The 17,986-nt window shown below is 47.3% G+C and carries 18 protein-coding genes; 5 read left to right on the top strand and 13 right to left on the bottom strand.

From position 1 onward, the window contains the following. Positions 1 to 279: 279 nt before the first annotated feature. Positions 280 to 723, top strand: a complete 444-nt coding sequence (locus BC351_RS14195; protein ID WP_079413053.1) for a MarR family winged helix-turn-helix transcriptional regulator — start codon at positions 280 to 282, stop codon at positions 721 to 723. 26 nt (positions 724 to 749) lie between these two features. Here the strand turns inward: BC351_RS14195 and BC351_RS14190 are convergent, their stop codons facing one another. From BC351_RS14190 to BC351_RS14160, 7 genes are all read right to left on the bottom strand, one after another. Continuing rightward, complete coding sequence (locus tag BC351_RS14190) at positions 750 to 1,091, bottom strand: 4Fe-4S dicluster domain-containing protein (RefSeq protein ID WP_079413051.1); 342 nt, start codon at positions 1,089 to 1,091, stop codon at positions 750 to 752. Then, on the bottom strand, positions 1,088 to 2,686 hold the full coding sequence (locus BC351_RS14185) for an FAD-dependent oxidoreductase (RefSeq protein WP_079413049.1): 1,599 nt from the start codon (positions 2,684 to 2,686) through the stop codon (positions 1,088 to 1,090). The genes BC351_RS14190 and BC351_RS14185 overlap by 4 nt, the downstream gene beginning before the upstream one ends. 29 nt (positions 2,687 to 2,715) lie before the next feature. Then, positions 2,716 to 3,570, bottom strand: coding sequence for an ABC transporter permease (locus tag BC351_RS14180; protein WP_079413047.1), 855 nt, complete (start codon positions 3,568 to 3,570; stop codon positions 2,716 to 2,718). A gap of 34 nt (positions 3,571 to 3,604) precedes the next feature. Next, positions 3,605 to 4,453, bottom strand: coding sequence for an ABC transporter permease (locus BC351_RS14175; RefSeq protein ID WP_425270921.1), 849 nt, complete (start codon positions 4,451 to 4,453; stop codon positions 3,605 to 3,607). Between the two features lie 20 nt (positions 4,454 to 4,473). Then, positions 4,474 to 5,250: an ABC transporter ATP-binding protein gene (locus tag BC351_RS14170; protein ID WP_079413045.1), complete on the bottom strand. Its 777-nt coding sequence runs from the start codon at positions 5,248 to 5,250 to the stop codon at positions 4,474 to 4,476. A 209-nt stretch (positions 5,251 to 5,459) separates the two neighbouring features. Further along, positions 5,460 to 6,290 (bottom strand): sugar phosphate isomerase/epimerase family protein, encoded by an 831-nt coding sequence (locus BC351_RS14165; RefSeq protein WP_079413043.1) that lies wholly within the window; start codon positions 6,288 to 6,290, stop codon positions 5,460 to 5,462. A 283-nt stretch (positions 6,291 to 6,573) separates the two neighbouring features. Further along, complete coding sequence (locus BC351_RS14160; RefSeq protein ID WP_158082086.1) at positions 6,574 to 7,140, bottom strand: GNAT family N-acetyltransferase; 567 nt, start codon at positions 7,138 to 7,140, stop codon at positions 6,574 to 6,576. 155 nt (positions 7,141 to 7,295) lie between these two features. Between BC351_RS14160 and BC351_RS14155 the strand changes: the two genes are divergently transcribed. Next, positions 7,296 to 7,616: an ArsR/SmtB family transcription factor gene (locus BC351_RS14155; protein WP_079413039.1), complete on the top strand. Its 321-nt coding sequence runs from the start codon at positions 7,296 to 7,298 to the stop codon at positions 7,614 to 7,616. 163 nt (positions 7,617 to 7,779) lie between these two features. Further along, positions 7,780 to 8,796 (top strand): NADP-dependent oxidoreductase, encoded by a 1,017-nt coding sequence (locus BC351_RS14150; RefSeq protein ID WP_079413037.1) that lies wholly within the window; start codon positions 7,780 to 7,782, stop codon positions 8,794 to 8,796. 338 nt (positions 8,797 to 9,134) lie between these two features. Here BC351_RS14150 and BC351_RS14145 read toward each other — a convergent pair whose 3' ends face one another. After that, entirely contained in the window at positions 9,135 to 9,791 is a 657-nt protein-coding gene (locus BC351_RS14145; protein ID WP_079413566.1) for an FMN-dependent NADH-azoreductase, read from the bottom strand. A gap of 138 nt (positions 9,792 to 9,929) precedes the next feature. Further along, entirely contained in the window at positions 9,930 to 11,864 is a 1,935-nt protein-coding gene (gene thrS, locus BC351_RS14140) for a threonine--tRNA ligase (RefSeq protein ID WP_079413035.1), read from the bottom strand. Between the two features lie 511 nt (positions 11,865 to 12,375). Between thrS and BC351_RS14135 the strand changes: the two genes are divergently transcribed. Then, positions 12,376 to 13,041: a methyltransferase domain-containing protein gene (locus BC351_RS14135; protein ID WP_079413033.1), complete on the top strand. Its 666-nt coding sequence runs from the start codon at positions 12,376 to 12,378 to the stop codon at positions 13,039 to 13,041. Between the two features lie 13 nt (positions 13,042 to 13,054). Beyond that, complete coding sequence (locus tag BC351_RS14130; protein WP_079413031.1) at positions 13,055 to 13,648, top strand: class I SAM-dependent methyltransferase; 594 nt, start codon at positions 13,055 to 13,057, stop codon at positions 13,646 to 13,648. A gap of 64 nt (positions 13,649 to 13,712) precedes the next feature. Here the strand turns inward: BC351_RS14130 and BC351_RS14125 are convergent, their stop codons facing one another. Genes BC351_RS14125 through BC351_RS14110 form a run of 4 tightly spaced genes read right to left on the bottom strand, consistent with a single transcriptional unit; the run spans position 13,713 to position 17,983 of the window. Then, complete coding sequence (locus tag BC351_RS14125) at positions 13,713 to 14,573, bottom strand: STM4011 family radical SAM protein (RefSeq protein ID WP_079413029.1); 861 nt, start codon at positions 14,571 to 14,573, stop codon at positions 13,713 to 13,715. After that, a complete protein-coding gene (locus BC351_RS14120; RefSeq protein ID WP_079413027.1) occupies positions 14,570 to 15,919 on the bottom strand; it encodes an STM4012 family radical SAM protein in 1,350 nt (449 codons plus the stop codon). The genes BC351_RS14125 and BC351_RS14120 overlap by 4 nt, the downstream gene beginning before the upstream one ends. Before the next feature lie 16 nt (positions 15,920 to 15,935). Continuing rightward, the gene (locus tag BC351_RS14115; protein WP_079413025.1) at positions 15,936 to 16,724 is read right to left on the bottom strand and encodes an STM4013/SEN3800 family hydrolase; all 789 of its coding nucleotides are present in this window, start codon (positions 16,722 to 16,724) and stop codon (positions 15,936 to 15,938) included. After that, positions 16,721 to 17,983, bottom strand: coding sequence for an STM4014 family protein (locus BC351_RS14110; protein WP_079413023.1), 1,263 nt, complete (start codon positions 17,981 to 17,983; stop codon positions 16,721 to 16,723). Before BC351_RS14110 ends, BC351_RS14115 begins: the two co-directional genes overlap by 4 nt. Positions 17,984 to 17,986: the final 3 nt, after the last annotated feature.

Here is a 17,986-nt window from a genome sequence, read left to right as displayed (position 1 = left end):
AATGAAACAAAAAAGAGGCATCCCTTTATGAAAGGAACGCCTCCGTTTATACGGTTGGCCGAGTGGTTATGCCATTCATTCAATCAACTATAAACCAAGTTGTTTACTATGATTAAAACCATAGTAGCACTTCATTTTATATTCGTCAACTATGTTTTATAAGTATAATCCCTTCAACAACCTCACTAAAATCGCATTATTTTCCATTTATTGATTGAATTATATTTAGGTCCACTATATAATTGACCCAATAAGAAACCAACCTATGGAGTGAATCGAATGAACAAACCGGATACGTTAGACCAGCTTGCCGCTTCGCTTTTGGCGGTTAATCGTTATCTGCGGTATACAACCTTCGGCCTTGAGAGCCGCACGATTACCCGTGTTCAATGGCTGCTGCTTCGCCATCTCTCCACGGAAGAGAACCAGACAGTCGGACAATTAGCGATTAAGCTCGATGTCCAGCAAAGCACGATGTCCCAAATGCTTGATCGCTTGGAGAAAGCGGGGCTCGTTGTACGCCGAACGAGTGAAAGCGATACGCGCGTCAAGACCGTTCTTTTGACAGAAGCTGGCTATGACGTCATTAAACAGACGGAACAAGCATGGAAAAATAAATTAGCCGAACCCTTCGAGCAGTTCAGCCCAGCTGAGAAGCTGATGCTTGTAGAGCTTTTAGCTAGACTCGTTGACAAGCTGCCTGCCAGAGACAACCATACATAAGATAAGACACATATTGAATATTAAAGTCATCGACGCTGCGGTAAAATGAGATCGATGAATGGCGTGGTATCCAGTTCAGCTAACGTCGTGCGGCCCTTGCCCCAGCCTATCGTTTCTCTCCAACTCCCCAGCAGCTTCGCTTCTATAAGCTCCTCCTCTTGTGGAGAAACATCGAGCGGCTCTGCGAAAGGCGCTACATAAAGCGCATCAACCGGACAGTAAGCTTCACAAATAAAGCAAGTTTGGCAATCCTCCTGTCTAGCCAGGGTAGGAACTCCATCCTCTCCTTTGTCAAAAACATTCGTTGGGCACACCTTCACACACAACGTGCAGCCAACGCATCTTTCGGCGCTTACGAATTCAATCATTGGACAACAACCTCCTGTGTCGATGGTCTTTCTTTTCGAACTTGAATCTCATCAATACCAGATACAATGAGCCGGACCTGCTGCTTGGGGTCAGTCTCCGGATATTCTTGGAACATATGCAAGCCGCGCGTCTCTTTTCGCTCTAGAGCTGCCGTATACATCCATCTCGCCGTCGCGATCATCGCCGTGACTTCACGCGAGCGAACGCGGCCCTGTACCGTTGGCGTCACTGCCCCTTGTACGCTCGCCCACAGACCGTTCAATCGCTCCAACGATTGACGGAGTACGGGCTCGCTGCGGAAGTAATTAATGTCCAGCGGAAACACCTCTTGCTGGACAGCTTTCACGAGCGCCGCCGCATCAAGCACGCTGCCAGTCGGCGGCTCCTCATGGACCAGACCGTATCGGCCGGCCGGTCGCAGATCTCTTTCTCCTGCGCTGCGGTTCTGCGCCAGCGCATGCTTCGCAGCGCCGGCACCCGACCACGTGCCGGAGGAAATGGCCCAGGAGGCGTTGAAGGCGCCTCCCCCTGATTTCGCGCCCGTGACTCGCTCACGGGTAGCGGCATCGCCGGCGGCATAAAGACCTGGCACGGTGGAAGCGCAGCTTTCATCCGTTAGGCGAATGCCGCCCGTGCCTCTCACCGTCCCCTCATAGCGAAGCGTGAGAGGGAAACGCTCTTTGAACGGATCGATGCCAGCGCGATCCAGAGGCAGGAAGAAAATCGCATGCGATTTTCGCAGAATCTGCTGCTTTTCTGCTGTATCCGCATGATTAAGCACTGCATATACAGGCCCTTTGCTCAGCATACTCGGCAAGAAATCGCCTGCTCGGGGCCCGCCAGCTTGCAGTACAGTCCCGTCTTCCGATGTATAGGTAGCCCAATTCAACAACCGGCCGCGTGTCACCGTACCAAAAGCTGTGCTTGGCGCATATTGCCTAGTAAACTCCATCCCAGACAGCTCTGCCCCCAGCTCGCTCGCCATTAAGAGACCATCGCCAGTCAGGACATTGCAGCCTAACCCTTTGCTTAGAAAAGCGCAGCCTCCTGTTGCAATGACAACCGCATTGGCGCGAACTTCCCATTCGGTATCGTCTAGTCTCGATATCCCCCGCGCCCCTCCAACTCCATGCTCATCGACCAGCAGCTCCAGGGCCGGTGATTGATCCAGAATTTTCACGCCCGCACGACTCACTTGCTTGCGCATGAGTTTCATATACTCCGGCCCTTGCAAATGATCGCGCAGCGGAACGCCATTCTCATCTCTGCGAAATGGATAACCCCAATTTTCAACCATAACCAAGCTTTCATACACTTGATCCAAAACCCGATGAATCCACTCAGGTTCGGCCAAATATCCGCTTTCCTTGTAGCGCTGCTGCACCGCTTTCTCTCGCAGCTCGGGATCTGGAGGAAGATACAGAAGATTCGTGCCGCCTGGTGCGGTCGCTCCGCTTGATCCCAGATATCCTTTGTCAACCAAGATAACCTTGGCGTTTTGTTTGGCTGCGCTCCAAGCGGCCCACGCGCCTGCCGGTCCACCGCCAATAACCAGTACATCAGCTTCCCATTTTGTATGCTGGGCTTTTCCCATATGTCATCCTCCTTGATGTCGATGTCGATTTAGCCTTGGAAACTGTCTCTCCAGCTAAGCCATTTTCTTTCCAATAAACGAACCAATGAATCGACGAGCTTGCCGATAATAGCAAAAATGATGACACCAACAAAAATAAGCTCTGCACTCGAGTTTTGCTTGCCATAATTAATTAGAAAACCAATCCCTTCCTGCGAGCCAATTAATTCTGCAACGACAAGACCTAACCAAGATATGGCCACCGACAGCCGTAAGCCTAATAAAATACCTGGCAAAGAAGCCGGAAGAATTAAGCGAAAAATCTGTTTCGCCTTGCTGAAATTGAGTACTTGAGCAACCTCAAACAACTTGTAATCTACACTGCGTATCCCCAGAAAGGTATAAATGTACATGGGAAAAAAGGCGCCAATTGCAATGATAACGATTTTCGAAACCTCCCCAAAACCAAACCACAATATGATTAAAGGGGCAATGGCCAAATGGGGAATCATCCGCAGCATTTGAAAAGAGGGATCCAGCATGAATTCAAACTTTTGAATAAAGCCGGCAAGAAACCCAAAAAGAAGCCCTATCGCGCCTCCAATTAAAAAGCCAACAGCCGCTCGCTGGAGCGAAATCGCTAAATGATGGATAAGTTCTCCTGATCCAATCAAGGTTTGGAACTCAGCCAAAATGCGTAAAGGCGTCGGCAGAAAGTTAGGTGAAAATAAGGACAAATCGCCTGATACCTGCCAAATAACCAGAAGCAGCAAAGGCAAGATAGAACCGATGACAATATCATTTAATTTGTCTTTGAACCATTTTACTCGCAGAAAACCTAGCTCTGCCCCTTCAGATTTTCCTATACCCTGTGTTTGCCTAAGCGCTTTAACACTATTGCTCATTGCCGCACCCTCCTGCATCTTATGAATTCATTTCTTAATGTCCTTTGTAACTGTCCTGCCAGCTAAGCCATTTGCGTTCAAGTCCTCTTACAGCGGAATCGGCTGCAATACCGAAGACGGCGAATATCAGAATGCCTACGAAAACAACCGGCGTTTTGGAAAATTGCCGCGCATCCGACATCATATAGCCAATGCCAGATGTAGAACCCATCAACTCTGCTACGACCAAACCCAGCCAGGATACGCCAAGTGAGATGCGGACACCTAACAAAATATGAGGCAACGCACCAGGAATCGTTAATCGAATCACTTGCTTCCATTTACTGAATCCAAGTACTCGCGTCACATCAAACAATTTATTATCTACACCGCGAATGCCTAGGAATGCATTGATATAGAGCGGGAAAAAGGCACCTTTTGCAATTAAAAGAATTTTCGCCGTTTCCCCAATCCCAAACCATAGGATAAAAAGCGGCGCAATTGCCAAATGAGGCACCATTCGAATCATTTGAACGGTCGGATCCAGCGCCCTTTCTGTTCGGCGAAATAAACCAACAAAAATGCCAAAGGCTAGCCCCAATGTGCCACCCAAAAGGAAGCCTGAAATGGCGCGAAATACGCTGATTTTGATATTTTCATATAGCTCACCGGTTTGTATCAGGCGAATTCCCGCACTAATAATCCGCATCGGCGTTGGAAACAGCAGGGATGAAATAATGCCTGATTGGCCTAATACCTGCCATGCAATCAGCACTGCGATAGGTACAATCGCCCCCAAATATGCGCGTTTCAAACGCTGCTTTAGTCTTATTTGCTTATCCGTCAAACTTGGCTTCTGTGCCACGTCTAGATTCATACCTGCCAATTTACCCTGTTGGCTCATTGCGCGATCCCCCTCTTCGACTAGATGCCGGAACTATCGATTAGCTCCAGCTCTTCAATTTTCTCGAATTCACTTAACACCTTTAAGCGCAGCTCTTGAAAAGAAGTGGTTGTTTTTTTCCTGGGAACCGGCAGGTCAATCGGAATAATGTTCCGAATTGCACCAGGACGCGGTTTGAGGATAACGACACGATTGCCCAGATAAATAGCTTCATCGATATCGTGCGTCACAAAAATCATCGTTGTTTTATTTTTTTCCCAAATGTCAATCAGCACTTCCTGCATATGCGTTCGCGTAAAAGCGTCCAGTGCTCCGAACGGCTCATCCAGCAGCAAAACTTTCGGATTGCGAAGCAGCGCTCGAGCGATTGCAACACGTTGAGCCATCCCACCGGAAAGTTCCCTGGGGAATGATTTCTGAAATCCTTCCAAGCGAACGAGCTCGATCAGTTCATCGACTTTTCTCCGAACCTCCCCATCCCTTAGCGAGAGGTCAGCCGCAATATTTTTCTCTACAGTCAGCCAAGGGAATAATCGCGGTTCTTGAAAAATGAAACCTTTATCAATACCCGGACCTTTAATCGGTTGACCGCCAAGTCGAACATCCCCGTTATGCTGCACATCCAAGCCGGCTATAATCTTAAGCAGCGTGCTTTTCCCGCAGCCACTGGGTCCAATAACGGTAATAAATTCCCCTTCCTTTACTTGCAATTGAATATGATGCAAAGCTTGGACAGCCCCTTTGCTGGACTGGAATGTCTTGTTTAAATGTTCGATACGAAGTAATGGCTCTGTCATCGCATTCATCTCCTTTTTGGGATAAAAAAAAGAGACACTCTCCTCTAGATCGAGGTAGAAGCGTCTCCGTTCAAACGGTAGTCACAGGATTGAAAATTTCTATCCATAGATTAACATCTTTTATTAAAACTCGTCAATCACAATTTATTATAATCCGATATGCATTATCGGATATAGGTTGTAACAGTCAAATCACTCCGTTAATCTCACTATTCTAAATAGGGAGCCACAAGCTTTCTCACTCGTTCAATTCCCTCCCACATATCCCCTGGGCCATCATAAACTAGTGTGAAAGGTCCCTCATAGCCTGCCTCTTTAGCCAGCTCCATACATTGAATAAACTCCGCTTCATCGGGATTTCCCTCCGCATCGGTTTGCGCCTTGGCGTGGATAGATTCACTAAGCGGAATCGTTTGGCTGAGACCGTCGTACTTCGTAATTCCTTTGAAATTCCCATAGTCTGACGTAAATCCAAGCTTCTCTCCGCAAGTTTCCAACAAGGCAAGACAATTATCCGCTGTTGAAGTTAGTGCGTGGAAATTTTCCGTAACGACTCTAACGCCTCGAGCAGACGCATAATCCGTCAGCTCACTCAGCGCTGCTGCCGAACGCTGCAAAGCAAGCTGGTCAGAAGGTTCCGCATCGCCAGCAATCACTCGAACCCGTTCTGCTCCGGCCACGGAAGCATGATCTATCCAGCTTTTTATCCATGCGATGTCGGACTGCCTACGCGCCTCATCCGTGTTGGTAAGATCACCGTACTCAATTAGCAGCGAGTAAAAGCGAATACCTGCATCAGCAAACGATTGCCGCAGCTTTTTCAAGTAAGCTTCACTCGTATCCGGAACATGAAAATGGCAAACTTCCAGCGACTTAAATCCTTTCTCCGCCAATACGATCGGCAGCTCTAACAATGTGAGAAGTTCCGGTTGATCTTGCACCGCCGTCACTTGCGTTCGGTTATCTGCGTCCCAGCGGGTCCACCGCAAAGGTCCAAGGTTTCGATGTAAACTCCAAGTCGTCAATGATAAATAACGCATAGTCGTCTTCAATCCTTTCTTGCTTCTATTTGCTATTATTCTATCAGTCTCCTAGGCTTATAGCCATATTCGATACAACCAATTCATCTCTTATTCGGCTATTTTCGCTTGAGGCACAACCGTAATGATGCAGAAAATAATGAACTAATGAAGTCATTCAATGCCCTGCCAACTGCACTGGAAACGCTCCCTTGTTGGAGGCCGTGCGTTATAAGCCGCGACAGAGCGCAATGTCCATCATGCATCCCCAGTTGGATCCTCACTGTTCGCGCTGAATCCCCCCTCATTTGCCGCGGTAAGCCTTCTCGTGATACTCCGTGATATATTCAAAAAGTAGCTTCCCGTCATCCAGAAGAGGTTCATGCTCATTCTCATACTCATTCAAATTCATATACATAGCCCGATAAGTCTCGGGGACCCATATGTACGTATGTACATAATCGGTCAAAAGGAAGCCAACCCTTTCCCAGAAGCGGATTCGCTCCGCATTTTCCGTGGATGGGTCTGCTTCAACTTCAATGACGATCCCTCTGCAGTTTGCCGTAGTTTCTGCCCACTCTCGGATATGTTCTAGGCACATTCGGCCTAACCCCTTACCTCGTTGATCTTGTCGAACAGCGATGTAATCAATGATAAGCATCCGCGCCGCTTCATTGCTTGCGGTGAGTGCCATGGCGATCACTTCTTCGTGCTCGCTCCATGTGTGCAGCGTGCAGATGCCTCTTTCGAACATGCGTCGAACGATTGAGCGATTTTTCCTGCCATGCTTTGGAAATGCCTTATTATAAACGCGTTCTGCTTGCAGCCATAATTCCTCGTTCCATTCCGAGGTGGTTTGATACTGTAACAACCAATCTTCCTCCTCTATTCTTCTTTTATCCCATTATATCTCACCTGCTGCGAATTCAAACTGATCATTTACTACCTCTACCCCTTGATTTTATAAATAAGTTGAGTATAATTACGTTTAAGCATTTAAACCAATCAACGGAAGAGGTGACTGGCATGAGTCAGCAAACCGAGCCTATTCTGCAACAATTCAAAGAGTGTATTCCTTTGCTGGATGTACTGACTGATGAAAATCGTCAAGCTATTATTATGCTGCTTGCACAACATAAATCCGGACTTAATGTCAATACGATTGCTGACCAAATCAATTTGTCCAGGCCAGCCATTTCCCATCATTTGAAGGTCTTGAGACTGTCTGGCTTCGTTAGTTTCGAAAAAAAGAGCGTAGAAAATTATTATGTGCTGACTGTCAGCAAGCCTCTTGAACAACTAAAGACATTAATTGCGGCCATTGAAGCCCATTGCACCAAATCTTGACCAGCAAGGTTGCTCAAATGTGTTGTCCAATTAAAGCAACCTTGCCATGATTGAGCTGGGCCTTAATAAATGGCTGCTTCGGACTCGACGTTCCACGTCAGTTGACTTTTGCACTCTATTAGTCCATAAGTTTAAACCAATAACCATAATAGGAGTGATAGGAATGAAGGCCATGATCATTGAGAAATACGGAAAAAACGTTCCCTTGCTTATGACAGAAAGACCAACACCTGACATCGGAGAATATGATGTGCTGGTGGAAATTTATGCAGCCAGCTTAAATCCCATCGATTTTAAAGTAAAAGAAGGAAAAGCAAAATTTCTACTAAATTATAAAATGCCCTTAATCTTAGGAAATGATTTTTCTGGAGTTGTAGTTAAGGTAGGAAGCCGGGTGAGCATATTTAAACCTGGAGATGAAGTTTACGGAAGACCCCGCAAAGACAGGATCGGGACACTAGCCGAGTATATCGCTGTTCATGAGGAAGATATTTCTCTGAAGCCGCGGAACCTAACCTTTGAAGAAGCGGCATCCATCCCATTGGTTGGACTTACCACATATCAAGCCTTTTCGGATATTTTGAATCTTCAAAAAGGCCAAAAAATTTTGATTCACGCAGGATCAGGCGGCGTAGGTACTTTCGCCATCCAACTGGCCAAATTAATGGGAGCTTATGTTGCCACTACAGCAAGCGAAAAAGGTTACGATTTAGTCAAATCTCTTGGCGCCGATTTAATCATCAATTATAAAAAAGAGAATTTTGAAGAACTGCTCACGGGCTATGATGCGGTATACGATACTTTGGGAGGACAAGTTTTGGAAAAATCTTTCCAGGTGCTGAAACCACACGGAAAAATAGTATCCATCTCCGGCCTTCCGAACGCAAGATTCGGAAAAGAAGCCAAATTAGGTTGGATGAAGACGGCCATTTTGTCCATTGTGAGCCGTAAAATCACAGCTCTCGAGAAGAAAACCCGCACAAGCTATCATTTCCTTTTTATGAAACCAAGCGGCGCGCAATTAAAAACAATCAAACAATTTATGGAAGAAAATCGCATTAGGCCTGTTATTGATAAGGAATTTACCTTCAAAGATGCCGGACTAGCGCTTCAGTACCTTGAAAGTGGAAGTGCCAAAGGAAAGGTAGTCGTTAAAATAAAGCCCTCTCTTGCCCAGTGAAGCCCCTCCTAAATACAAAGAAGAGGATGTCCCATAAGCCAAGTTTAGTGTGCAAACATTGATAGACGATGGGAAACAGTTCACCCTATTGTAAAAGCCTGCGATAATACAGGAATTTCCGGGCGAATTCGGTTAAAAAGTGAAAATGCCTGCAAATGTGCAGGTATTTTTATCTTTTCCAGCCGCTCATCCAGAAAAAGCATCAAAAGCCTGCACAAATGCAGGAATTTCACAATTGAGGCTATCCAAAGAGTGAAAAAGATGCATATTTGCAGGCTTTAGACAAAGTAACTGGTGCTAGCGCTCAAAAGTATAACAGCCCACTTTTTCTTTTTAGACTAATAAGAAGTCACAGCGGACAATTTCGTAGCAGCTCTTGCCGCTTCTTCTTTCGCATGTTTCAGGATATCATCTTTGTTCAGGAAAGATGTGCCTTGCGCTCGAATAATTTGATAATCCTCAAGTCCCATGAAATTAAACATCGATTTAAGATACTTATGTGAGTATTCGACTTCTGTGTACCAATCGTCATTCGTGTAAACACCGCCGCTGCCTTGGATAACAAGAACACTTCTGCCGTCAGTTAGTAGTCCAACAGAACCTGTATCCGTGTATTGAAAGGTTTCGCGTGCGATGAGAATATTATCCATGTAATCTTTAAGCTTGGAAGGAATGTTGAAATTATGCAGCGGCAGCGCGATCACATATTTATTGGCGCTTTTGAACTGATTCAAAACTTCTGTCATCCGCCCTGTTACTGCTGCTTCATTCTCCATTAAGGGGGCACCTTGGCCTTTGGCCAACTTCTCCCAGGCACTTAGAACAGTTGCGTCAACAGCTGGGACTTGATCCTCATAAAGGTTAATTTGTTCAATGGGCTCTGTCGGGTTTTGTTCTTTATATACCTCTAAGAAATGACTAAGCACCTGTAGGCTAAAAGAAGTTGTAGATTCTACCTTTGGATGCGCATTAATGATGAGCAGTTTGTTCTTAATACTATCATCTCCATCCCTGCAAGTTGTGACTGGCAAGAGGCCCCCCTCCTTTGGCAAACGGGCTAAGCCTCTTGTGTCACAAGTCTAAGCTTTAGTATGGAACGCTTTGGTTATGATTTATGCATTTCGCTGCTTTCATTATGATTTATGCATCTCATTGCTTATCTTCGCATGAATATCATTCGTCATACGCTCAATGATCTCCGCAATCTTCATCGTGCCAAGATCAATGCCTCCGCGCTTGCGCACAGATACGCTGTCCGAGTTCTTCTCTGTCTCTCCGAGAACGAGCATGTACGGCGCTTTCTCAAGTTGAGCCTCCCGAATTTTATACCCGAGTTTCTCATTGCGTCCATCCACTTCGACGCGGATGCCTGCTTTCTCTAGTTGGCTTTTCACCTGCAGCGCATAATCGAGATAATTCTCAGAGACTGGCAATATTTTCGCTTGCACAGGTGACAGCCATAATGGAAATGCTCCCGCAAAATGTTCAGTTAAAATACCAATAAAACGTTCAATCGAACCGTACAAAGCACGATGAATTACGACCGGCCTGTGCTTTTGGTTATCCTCGCCAATGTAGGTAAGGTCGAATTTCTCCGGCATCTGGAAATCCAATTGGATGGTACCGCACTGCCAGCTGCGTTTCAGTGCATCTAAGATGTGGAAATCAATTTTGGGACCATAGAAAGCGCCATCCCCCTCATTGATCACATACTGGATGCCTAGGTTATCGAGCACATTTTGCAGAGACTTCTCGGCTTGATCCCAAAGTTCTTCTGAGCCCATTGAATCTTCGGGACGTGTAGACAGCTCGATTTTATATTCAAAGCCCAACACCTGATAGACATGGTCGATCAAGGTAATGATCCGTCCAATTTCCTCCTCAATTTGCTCTGGAAGTACAAATAGATGGGCATCATCCTGACAAAATGTACGAACTCGCATCATGCCATTCAAGGCCCCAGAGAACTCGTGACGGTGTACTTGGCCAAATTCCGAAAGGCGGATCGGCAGCTCCCGATAGGAATGCAAGCTGTTTTTGAAGATAAGCATATGACCGGGGCAATTCATCGGTTTAAGCGCGAATTTCGTTTCATCTACTTGAGTGAAGTACATGTTATCTTTGTAATGATCCCAGTGGCCTGATTGCTCCCAGACCCTGTTGTTCATCATAAGCGGCGTACGCACTTCATCATAATCCCGTTGCCGCTGCAGCTCACGGGCGAAGTTCTCCAGCTCTGTTCGGATCGTCATCCCTTTGGGAAGAAAAAACGGCATGCCTGGCGCTTCCTCCGAAAACATAAACAACTCAAGCTCTTTGCCCAGTTTGCGGTGATCCCGCTTCTTTGCTTCTTCGAGCACATGCAGATGTTCTTCCAGCTGCGCTTTCTTGGGAAAGGACGTGCCATAGATCCGCTGCAGCATTTTGTTCGACGAATCTCCGCGCCAGTAGGCTCCTGCTACGCTCATCAGCTTGAACGCCTTCACTCTGCCAGTTGAAGGAAGATGCGGACCGCGGCACAAGTCATAAAATTCACCTTGATCATAAATCGTAATTTGGGCATCCTCGGGCAAGTCGCGAATCAGCTCCAACTTGAAGGGGTCCTCTAAATCCTCGAAAGTTTGAATCGCTTCAGCACGACTAACGACCCGTCGAACGATCGGGATGTTTTCTTGGATCACTTTCTCCATCTCTTTCTCAATCTTCTCAAGCTCGTCCGTCGATAGGGGTCTTTCCAAGTCCATGTCATAATAGAACCCGTCTTCGATCACGGGGCCAATGCCCAGCTTAACCGCCTTGTTTCCGTAAATCCGCTTGATGGCTTGCGCCATAATATGAGCAGTTGTGTGTCGGTAGACATTTAATCCATCTTTGCTGTCTAGAGTAACAATTTCGATATGACTATCCTGCTCAATGGGTTGGTTCAAGTCAACCAGCTTTCCGTTCCGTTTCGCCGCTACCGCATTCTTCTTCAAACCTGAGCTGATCGATTCCGCTACCTGTTCGAATGTCGTTCCTTGCGGGTACCTCCTATTTGTTCCATCTGGCAGTGTGACATTGATCTCCATGATATGACCTCCATTTCCCTCATATTCCGATTATTTTGAACGCAAAAAAACGCATCTCTCCCAGAAAGGGACGAGTGCGTTCAGCTCGTGGTTCCACCCAAATTCGACCTGCAGCATGTCACACTTTGATTCATCATCAAATGAGCAGCTGAAAGGTCCTTATAAGTATCCAGTATCGAGGATAAATCGGTGCTGCTTACTGCCGTAAAGGAAGTTCACGGGTTCAACATCACGGCTGCAAAGGGGTAATTTCACAACCGGTTACCGGAGAAGCTTTCAGCCTTAACTTCTCTCTCTGAACAGTTCGTGAAGGAAATCATGTCTTTGGTCATTGCCTACTATTGAATTATGTTTCCCATCTTACTTAATAATTACTCCGAATGTCAAGTGAAAAAATTGCTCACTTCCCGTGCCCTTTCCTTCTAGCCGCTCACAATTACGCATAACATTAAGGTGGCAGTTGATTGCAAGAGCAACGAATAAGTATCCACATTGAAAAGGAGGGCTTTGGATGAAGTCCGCTTCTTTGCTGGAATCCAGATTTATTAACGCTTCTGATCCATCCCTGCATGAGTTCGTTTTCCAGTTGCCTGATACTTGGTGGAGTCGACCTTATGAATATGCTTGGTGCGCCTCCTTCATTGACTCCAACGATATCGCTTTAGACGCAGCTTGCGGGATTCCGCATCCTTTCAAATTTGTGCTGGCTGAACAATGCAAGCAGGCTTATGCCTGCGATCTAGATCCTCGAGTGAACGCAGCGAGCGATATATTGGAATCCGTGCGTTCGGACGTTAGTGAAGAAGCTGCCGCCAAGGTAAGCCTATTTCAATCTTCACAACTGCAGCTTTGCCAAGCAAGCCTTACGGAGCTGCCTTATGCCGACCATTTTTTCGACAAAATCTTTTGCATTTCGGTCGTTGAGCACTTGAATTCCACCGATATGCTTCTGGCTTTGAAGGAATTTAATAGAACGCTTAAAGATGACGGTCTGCTTCTGCTCACTTTGGATTACCCAACCATTCAGTTAGAAATGTTTCATCAAGTTGTCCTTGAGGCTGGCTTGAGCTTCTACTCCGCTCCCTCCTTTGAACTTTCATCTGATGCACTCCATACCGATCTATGGGGTGGGCTTTATTGTTTTCGCGCAGTATTAAGGAAAAAAATCCATAAATAAGGAGACCATCCGGATGTCCTTCGATTACATCGAGTTCTGGAACGAGAATTACAGTCATGGCGGAGACTCAGGCAGTGGCTCTTATGGCTTATTAGCCGAATTCAAGTCGCAAATCATCAATGATTTTATCCATGAGCAGCAGATTGAATCCGTCATCGAGTTCGGTTGCGGCGATGGCAATCAGCTGCTGACGATGTCGTATTCCAATTATTTAGGACTCGATGTCGCTCAATCATCCATCCGCTTGTGCAAAGAGAAGTTCAAGGAAGATACGACCAAAAGCTTCATGCTCTATAAGCCTGGTTTACTTGTAAACCGCGGATTTATTCAAGCAGATTTGGTTGTATGCCTCGATGTGCTGTACCATATTACCGATGAGGAAGATTTCCTCTCCACCTTGTCCAACATTTTTGAGAGCGCCAAGAAATGGGTCATCCTGTATACCAAAATAACAACTGGACTCGAGCCGCAAGAGGTCGCGACCATTCAAGACCGTCATATTTTGCATCATTTGATGCAGCATTCCGAATTCACAATCAGCCATGTTATCCCTCAGAAGTACCCCGAGCTGTCCTCATCTCACTTTATTATGCTGAAGAAGAAGTGATCTTAAGGAGCATAAGTAAAGCCAAGATCCTCCTGACAACAGGAAGAATCTTGGCTTTACGCGTTTATCTCTCATCTCCGGCAATTCGCTCCAACAGCTGACTCCCATAAATATTTTGCAGTTCCAGCTCAGGCATATGGATATAACCTATATAACAATCACAAATGCTCATGCGGCATGCGCGTTTGGCGGACAACGCCGTTAACCCATCTCGATACAGGTGTCCGATCACCGATCGATCCTTATAACAACGTTTAACCTGCCCTGCTCCCTGCACATAAAAAACATCTTCGCCTGCCAAACAATCTCTGCCAAAGCTTTGGTAGTCGACTGCATTTCGATTGAAATGCGGATCTAAACGGGTTAGAAAATCAATATCATCAGCCGTGTAATAGTTTTTGTGATCTTTAAACGCATTGACCCACATATACACATCCGCTGGCAAAACACGTCTCAGCGAAGACAGTGCCGCGAAGGCGCTTCTGACACCCACAGAGCCTACACTGAAGGGAATGGCACGCTTATGCAAAGCGAGGCATTGCTGCAAGAATTTGGCTTCTTCCGTTTGTCCAGGATGATAGCTTGCCCAGAACGCTGCTTTGCGCGGATTCAAATCATCTGTCCAATCCAGCTTGGCGGACAAATTCGTCTGAATGGCCACCTTGTCAACATGGTCCATGTGGGAAAGTTCAATCATGGCTTCGCGGTACCAACGATGTGTCAACCCTTCGCCATAAGGGTTAAAAAAGAGCGAAAGACGATACCCCTCCTGCTCTTGATCTTTCACCCAGTTCACGAATGTGCCTACTTGAAGGCGGTCTTTGGCCAGCGTCTGCGCATTGTCCTTGTTTTTGCTGAAAGGACAATACGGGCAATCATAATTACAAGAAGAGATGCTGCCTCTGTAATAAAGTGTTGCCCTCATACAAACACGAATCCTTCCATCCGCTCTCTAACCGCAGGCGAAATAAACCAGTCCCCGATAGCATCTGAATAGGCTAGACCTTCCTCCGTGAGTTGGAACAGATCCACCGATTGCAGCGCCAGACCGCTGTCTAACAGGCGATGAAGCTCCGAATAGTCGGTCAACGCCTCACTTCCGAAGCGTTCCTTATAGGAAGACAGTTCCAAGCCCTCGCTGTGTAAGATTGCTTTAAGAATAAAACGCCGCTGCTGTTCTTCGAGATTAAGCATATATCCATAATCAGCAGTATCATGCCCCTTAGCCGCGACATAATCCGCGATAATGCTAGCCGTTGCTTGACGATCTACCGCATAACGAGACGCATAATGAAGCTCACGCGTATAAGAGCGCGCCCCACAGCCTAAGCCTACCATCCCGTCTTCTTGACATCCATATGGAAGCAGCTGTTTGGCAGCGTTGGCCGATTGCTTCGAGAACCGACGCATGGAATGCTGCTGATAGCCCGCACCGCGCAAACGGTCACGCGCGGCCAAATAACAGGCCATACGAACATCTTCTCCACTGCGGCGAATCTGCTCAGGTTTTACGATCGTTTGTTCACGCGTATATAAAGGATAAATGAATATTTCTTCCGGTTCATAGGCTAGCGCGCGGTCAAGCGAATACAGCCAGGATTGTACACTTTGGCCTGGCAAGCCATAAATGAGATCCAGATTTAAGATGGGAAATGGCTCTCTTTTCAATAACGCTAATGCTCTCTCCACCTCCAAAGGCTTCTGAGGGCGGTAAATGGCTGCCGCTTCCTCTTCTATGAAGCTTTGAATGCCCATGCTGACCCGATCCACGCGATGTTCGTGCAAGATTCGCAGTCGCTCCTCCGTGACGGTCTCCGGCGAAGTTTCCACCGAGATGGATGCCTGCTGAGCGTCAAGCCCCATGATTCCTTCGGCTATCGTGAATAGCCGTTCGAGAAGATAGGGCTCCAGCAAGGTTGGCGTTCCGCCGCCGATGGCAAAGCGGGCGAATGGCTTATCCCCAACGATGGGAGCCCATTCGCGCGCTTGCCTTTCCAGAGCATCGACATATTGCTGATGCACCCCAGTTCGTTTATCCGGCAGCGTAAATAAATTGCAGAAACCGCAGCGAGCTCCACAGAAGGGAATGTGCATATATAAGAATAAGGTTTCTGCCGGTTCATTGCGCCATAGTTCCGATAGCTGCGCTTTGGGCTCAAGCTCACGGTAGGCCGTTTTGTGCGGATAACTATATAAATAAGAACGATAAGGCTCTGAACGCAAATTCTCACTCCAGCTTCGAAGGCTTGTTGTGTTGTCTCTTGAAGTCATCTTCGTTTCACATCCTCTAAGCTAAAATAAACTCGCGATAAGGCACATTCCACACAGCTTCATGGGCAAGTCGATGTCCCTCGTAGCCATCTTCGCCATAGCAAGTTCCATGATCCGAAAATACGAGGCAGAACACCGGCCGCTCACGCTGCCGCAATGCCGCGAATAAACGTCCTAATTCTCCATCTACGTACCTCAAGGCAGCGCGCTGCGTCTCGATGGAATCTCTTTTGGCTCCGTCTATATAATAATGGTTGGGGCCATGAATCGCGGACACGTTCAAAAATAAAAAAAGACGTTCTGTTTCATCCATCTGCGCCAGCAGCTTCAAGGCATGATTCACTTGGTGTTCCGTTGAGCGCGGATTCGTCACGCCGAAAGTCATCCGCCAATAGCTCTGTTGAAAGTAGCTAGGCAATACACGGGCAAGCGGTACTTTTTTCGTAAAAAAAATAACGCCTCCGATACAAAGGGTCCGATAGCCTTCACCTTGCAGCCCAGAAACGAGATCAGGAGCATCAAATAACCAAGTATGCGGATGTGTCCTGAGCCCAGTATGCTTGGAATGAAACAACCGAACATGCTCGGATTTGTTTGGCGAAGCGGGCGTGGGCAGAAATCCCCCGAAGAAAGCATGATGTGCTGCGTAGGTGAAGCTCCCGGGGGTATGCCTCTTCTCCCAAGAACCGCTGCCGCACAGGTTCGGACAATTCGCCTCTTCAAGTACAGCAGCATCATAACGCAAGGTATCCAAGGTAATCATCACGATATCATGAGAGCCGATGATAGCATTCATATCCGTCATGCCAACTCCTCCTCTCTCAAGACTTCCCTTGCCGCTGTTTCTCTATGAGGCTCCGCAATTGTCTTCATTAATTCCCACGTGTAGGCGTCTTCCCCCTGATGCAAGACCTTATAGAGTAAGTCGCCAAACGGATTTACGTCAATGACATAGGGCTGCATCGAGCCGCTGCTGAGCAGCACATCAACACCAGCTGCTGCAGCTGACGGAAATGCGGCAAGAGCCTTCACTGCACAATCGCCAACAATCGTTTGCAACCGCTTGTCTAATCCAACGGCGTCCAAACTCATCCGTTCACTGCGCAAATGCAAATTTGTTATCGGTGTCCGGCTAACCCTAGCGACACGATGACAAGGCTCGCCTGAAACGACTAATTGACGGATATCGTAGGTTCTGTCTTGATAGGATGCTTTGGCAATCCACTGCTCCGTATGAGCTCCTTGCTTAAGCAGCCAGTTCACAATCAAACGGATCGTTGTTTTATCCGAGTATTTGCGTATCTTCATCGAGTTAAAGAAAATCGGCGGACGCGCTAAATAAGTCTCAACACCTAAGGTGGTGACAGCCAGTTCCGCACCTGTCAACGAATTAAGCTGATAAGCGACAACTCCGCAAGCCCCCGAGCCGCAAGCGAGCTTGATGAACACGCGATGCATCCGCTCCCGCATCATCGTTTCCTTAAGCTCCTCATAATTTCCGATGCGATCAGGCTCAGCCAATAAGCGCGGAACGGGCACGCCGGCAGCAGTGAGTACTTGATGGGTGTAGCGTTTGTCGAACATTACGACAATGTCCCGTGGGGCATTCATCCAGTGCACGGCTGGCCACAGCTCAGCTGCTTCGCTTTCAAGCCGCGCAAGCAAGCGACCGAAGCCGCGAAACCATTGGGCCGGGTGATACAGTCGGCCGACCTGTTCCTTAGTTCCCAGAGCCATCGAACTGGACCATGGATCTGGGTCACTCCGTGTGCCATAAGGCAGCAATCGTTCTTCCTCCGCAGAGACAGAACGATCCGGTGCGCCTAGTGCTATCAAGGCGCGCTCCACATCAAAATCCTCACCTGGCGCATCCAATCTGATGTATGGTGCTGAGCAGCCGTGAAGCTCTGTCCATTGCGCCACTTCAGCCAGCGACAACTGACCTTGCAGCAGAGCCAGGTAAGGAACGACAACAGCCGGCGGAAGTCCCAATCGAGCCCTCGCTGCTTGCAAGCCAGCTGTACGCCGATTCCCCGGGTTGCCGATTAACAACATAGGTACCATTGT

Origin of the sequence: Paenibacillus ferrarius, from assembly GCF_002027705.1 — a bacterium.
Lineage (GTDB): Bacteria > Bacillota > Bacilli > Paenibacillales > NBRC-103111 > Paenibacillus_E > Paenibacillus_E ferrarius.
The sequence above is the reverse complement of the archived record's forward strand: the minus strand, read 5'-3'. Positions and strand labels throughout refer to the sequence as shown.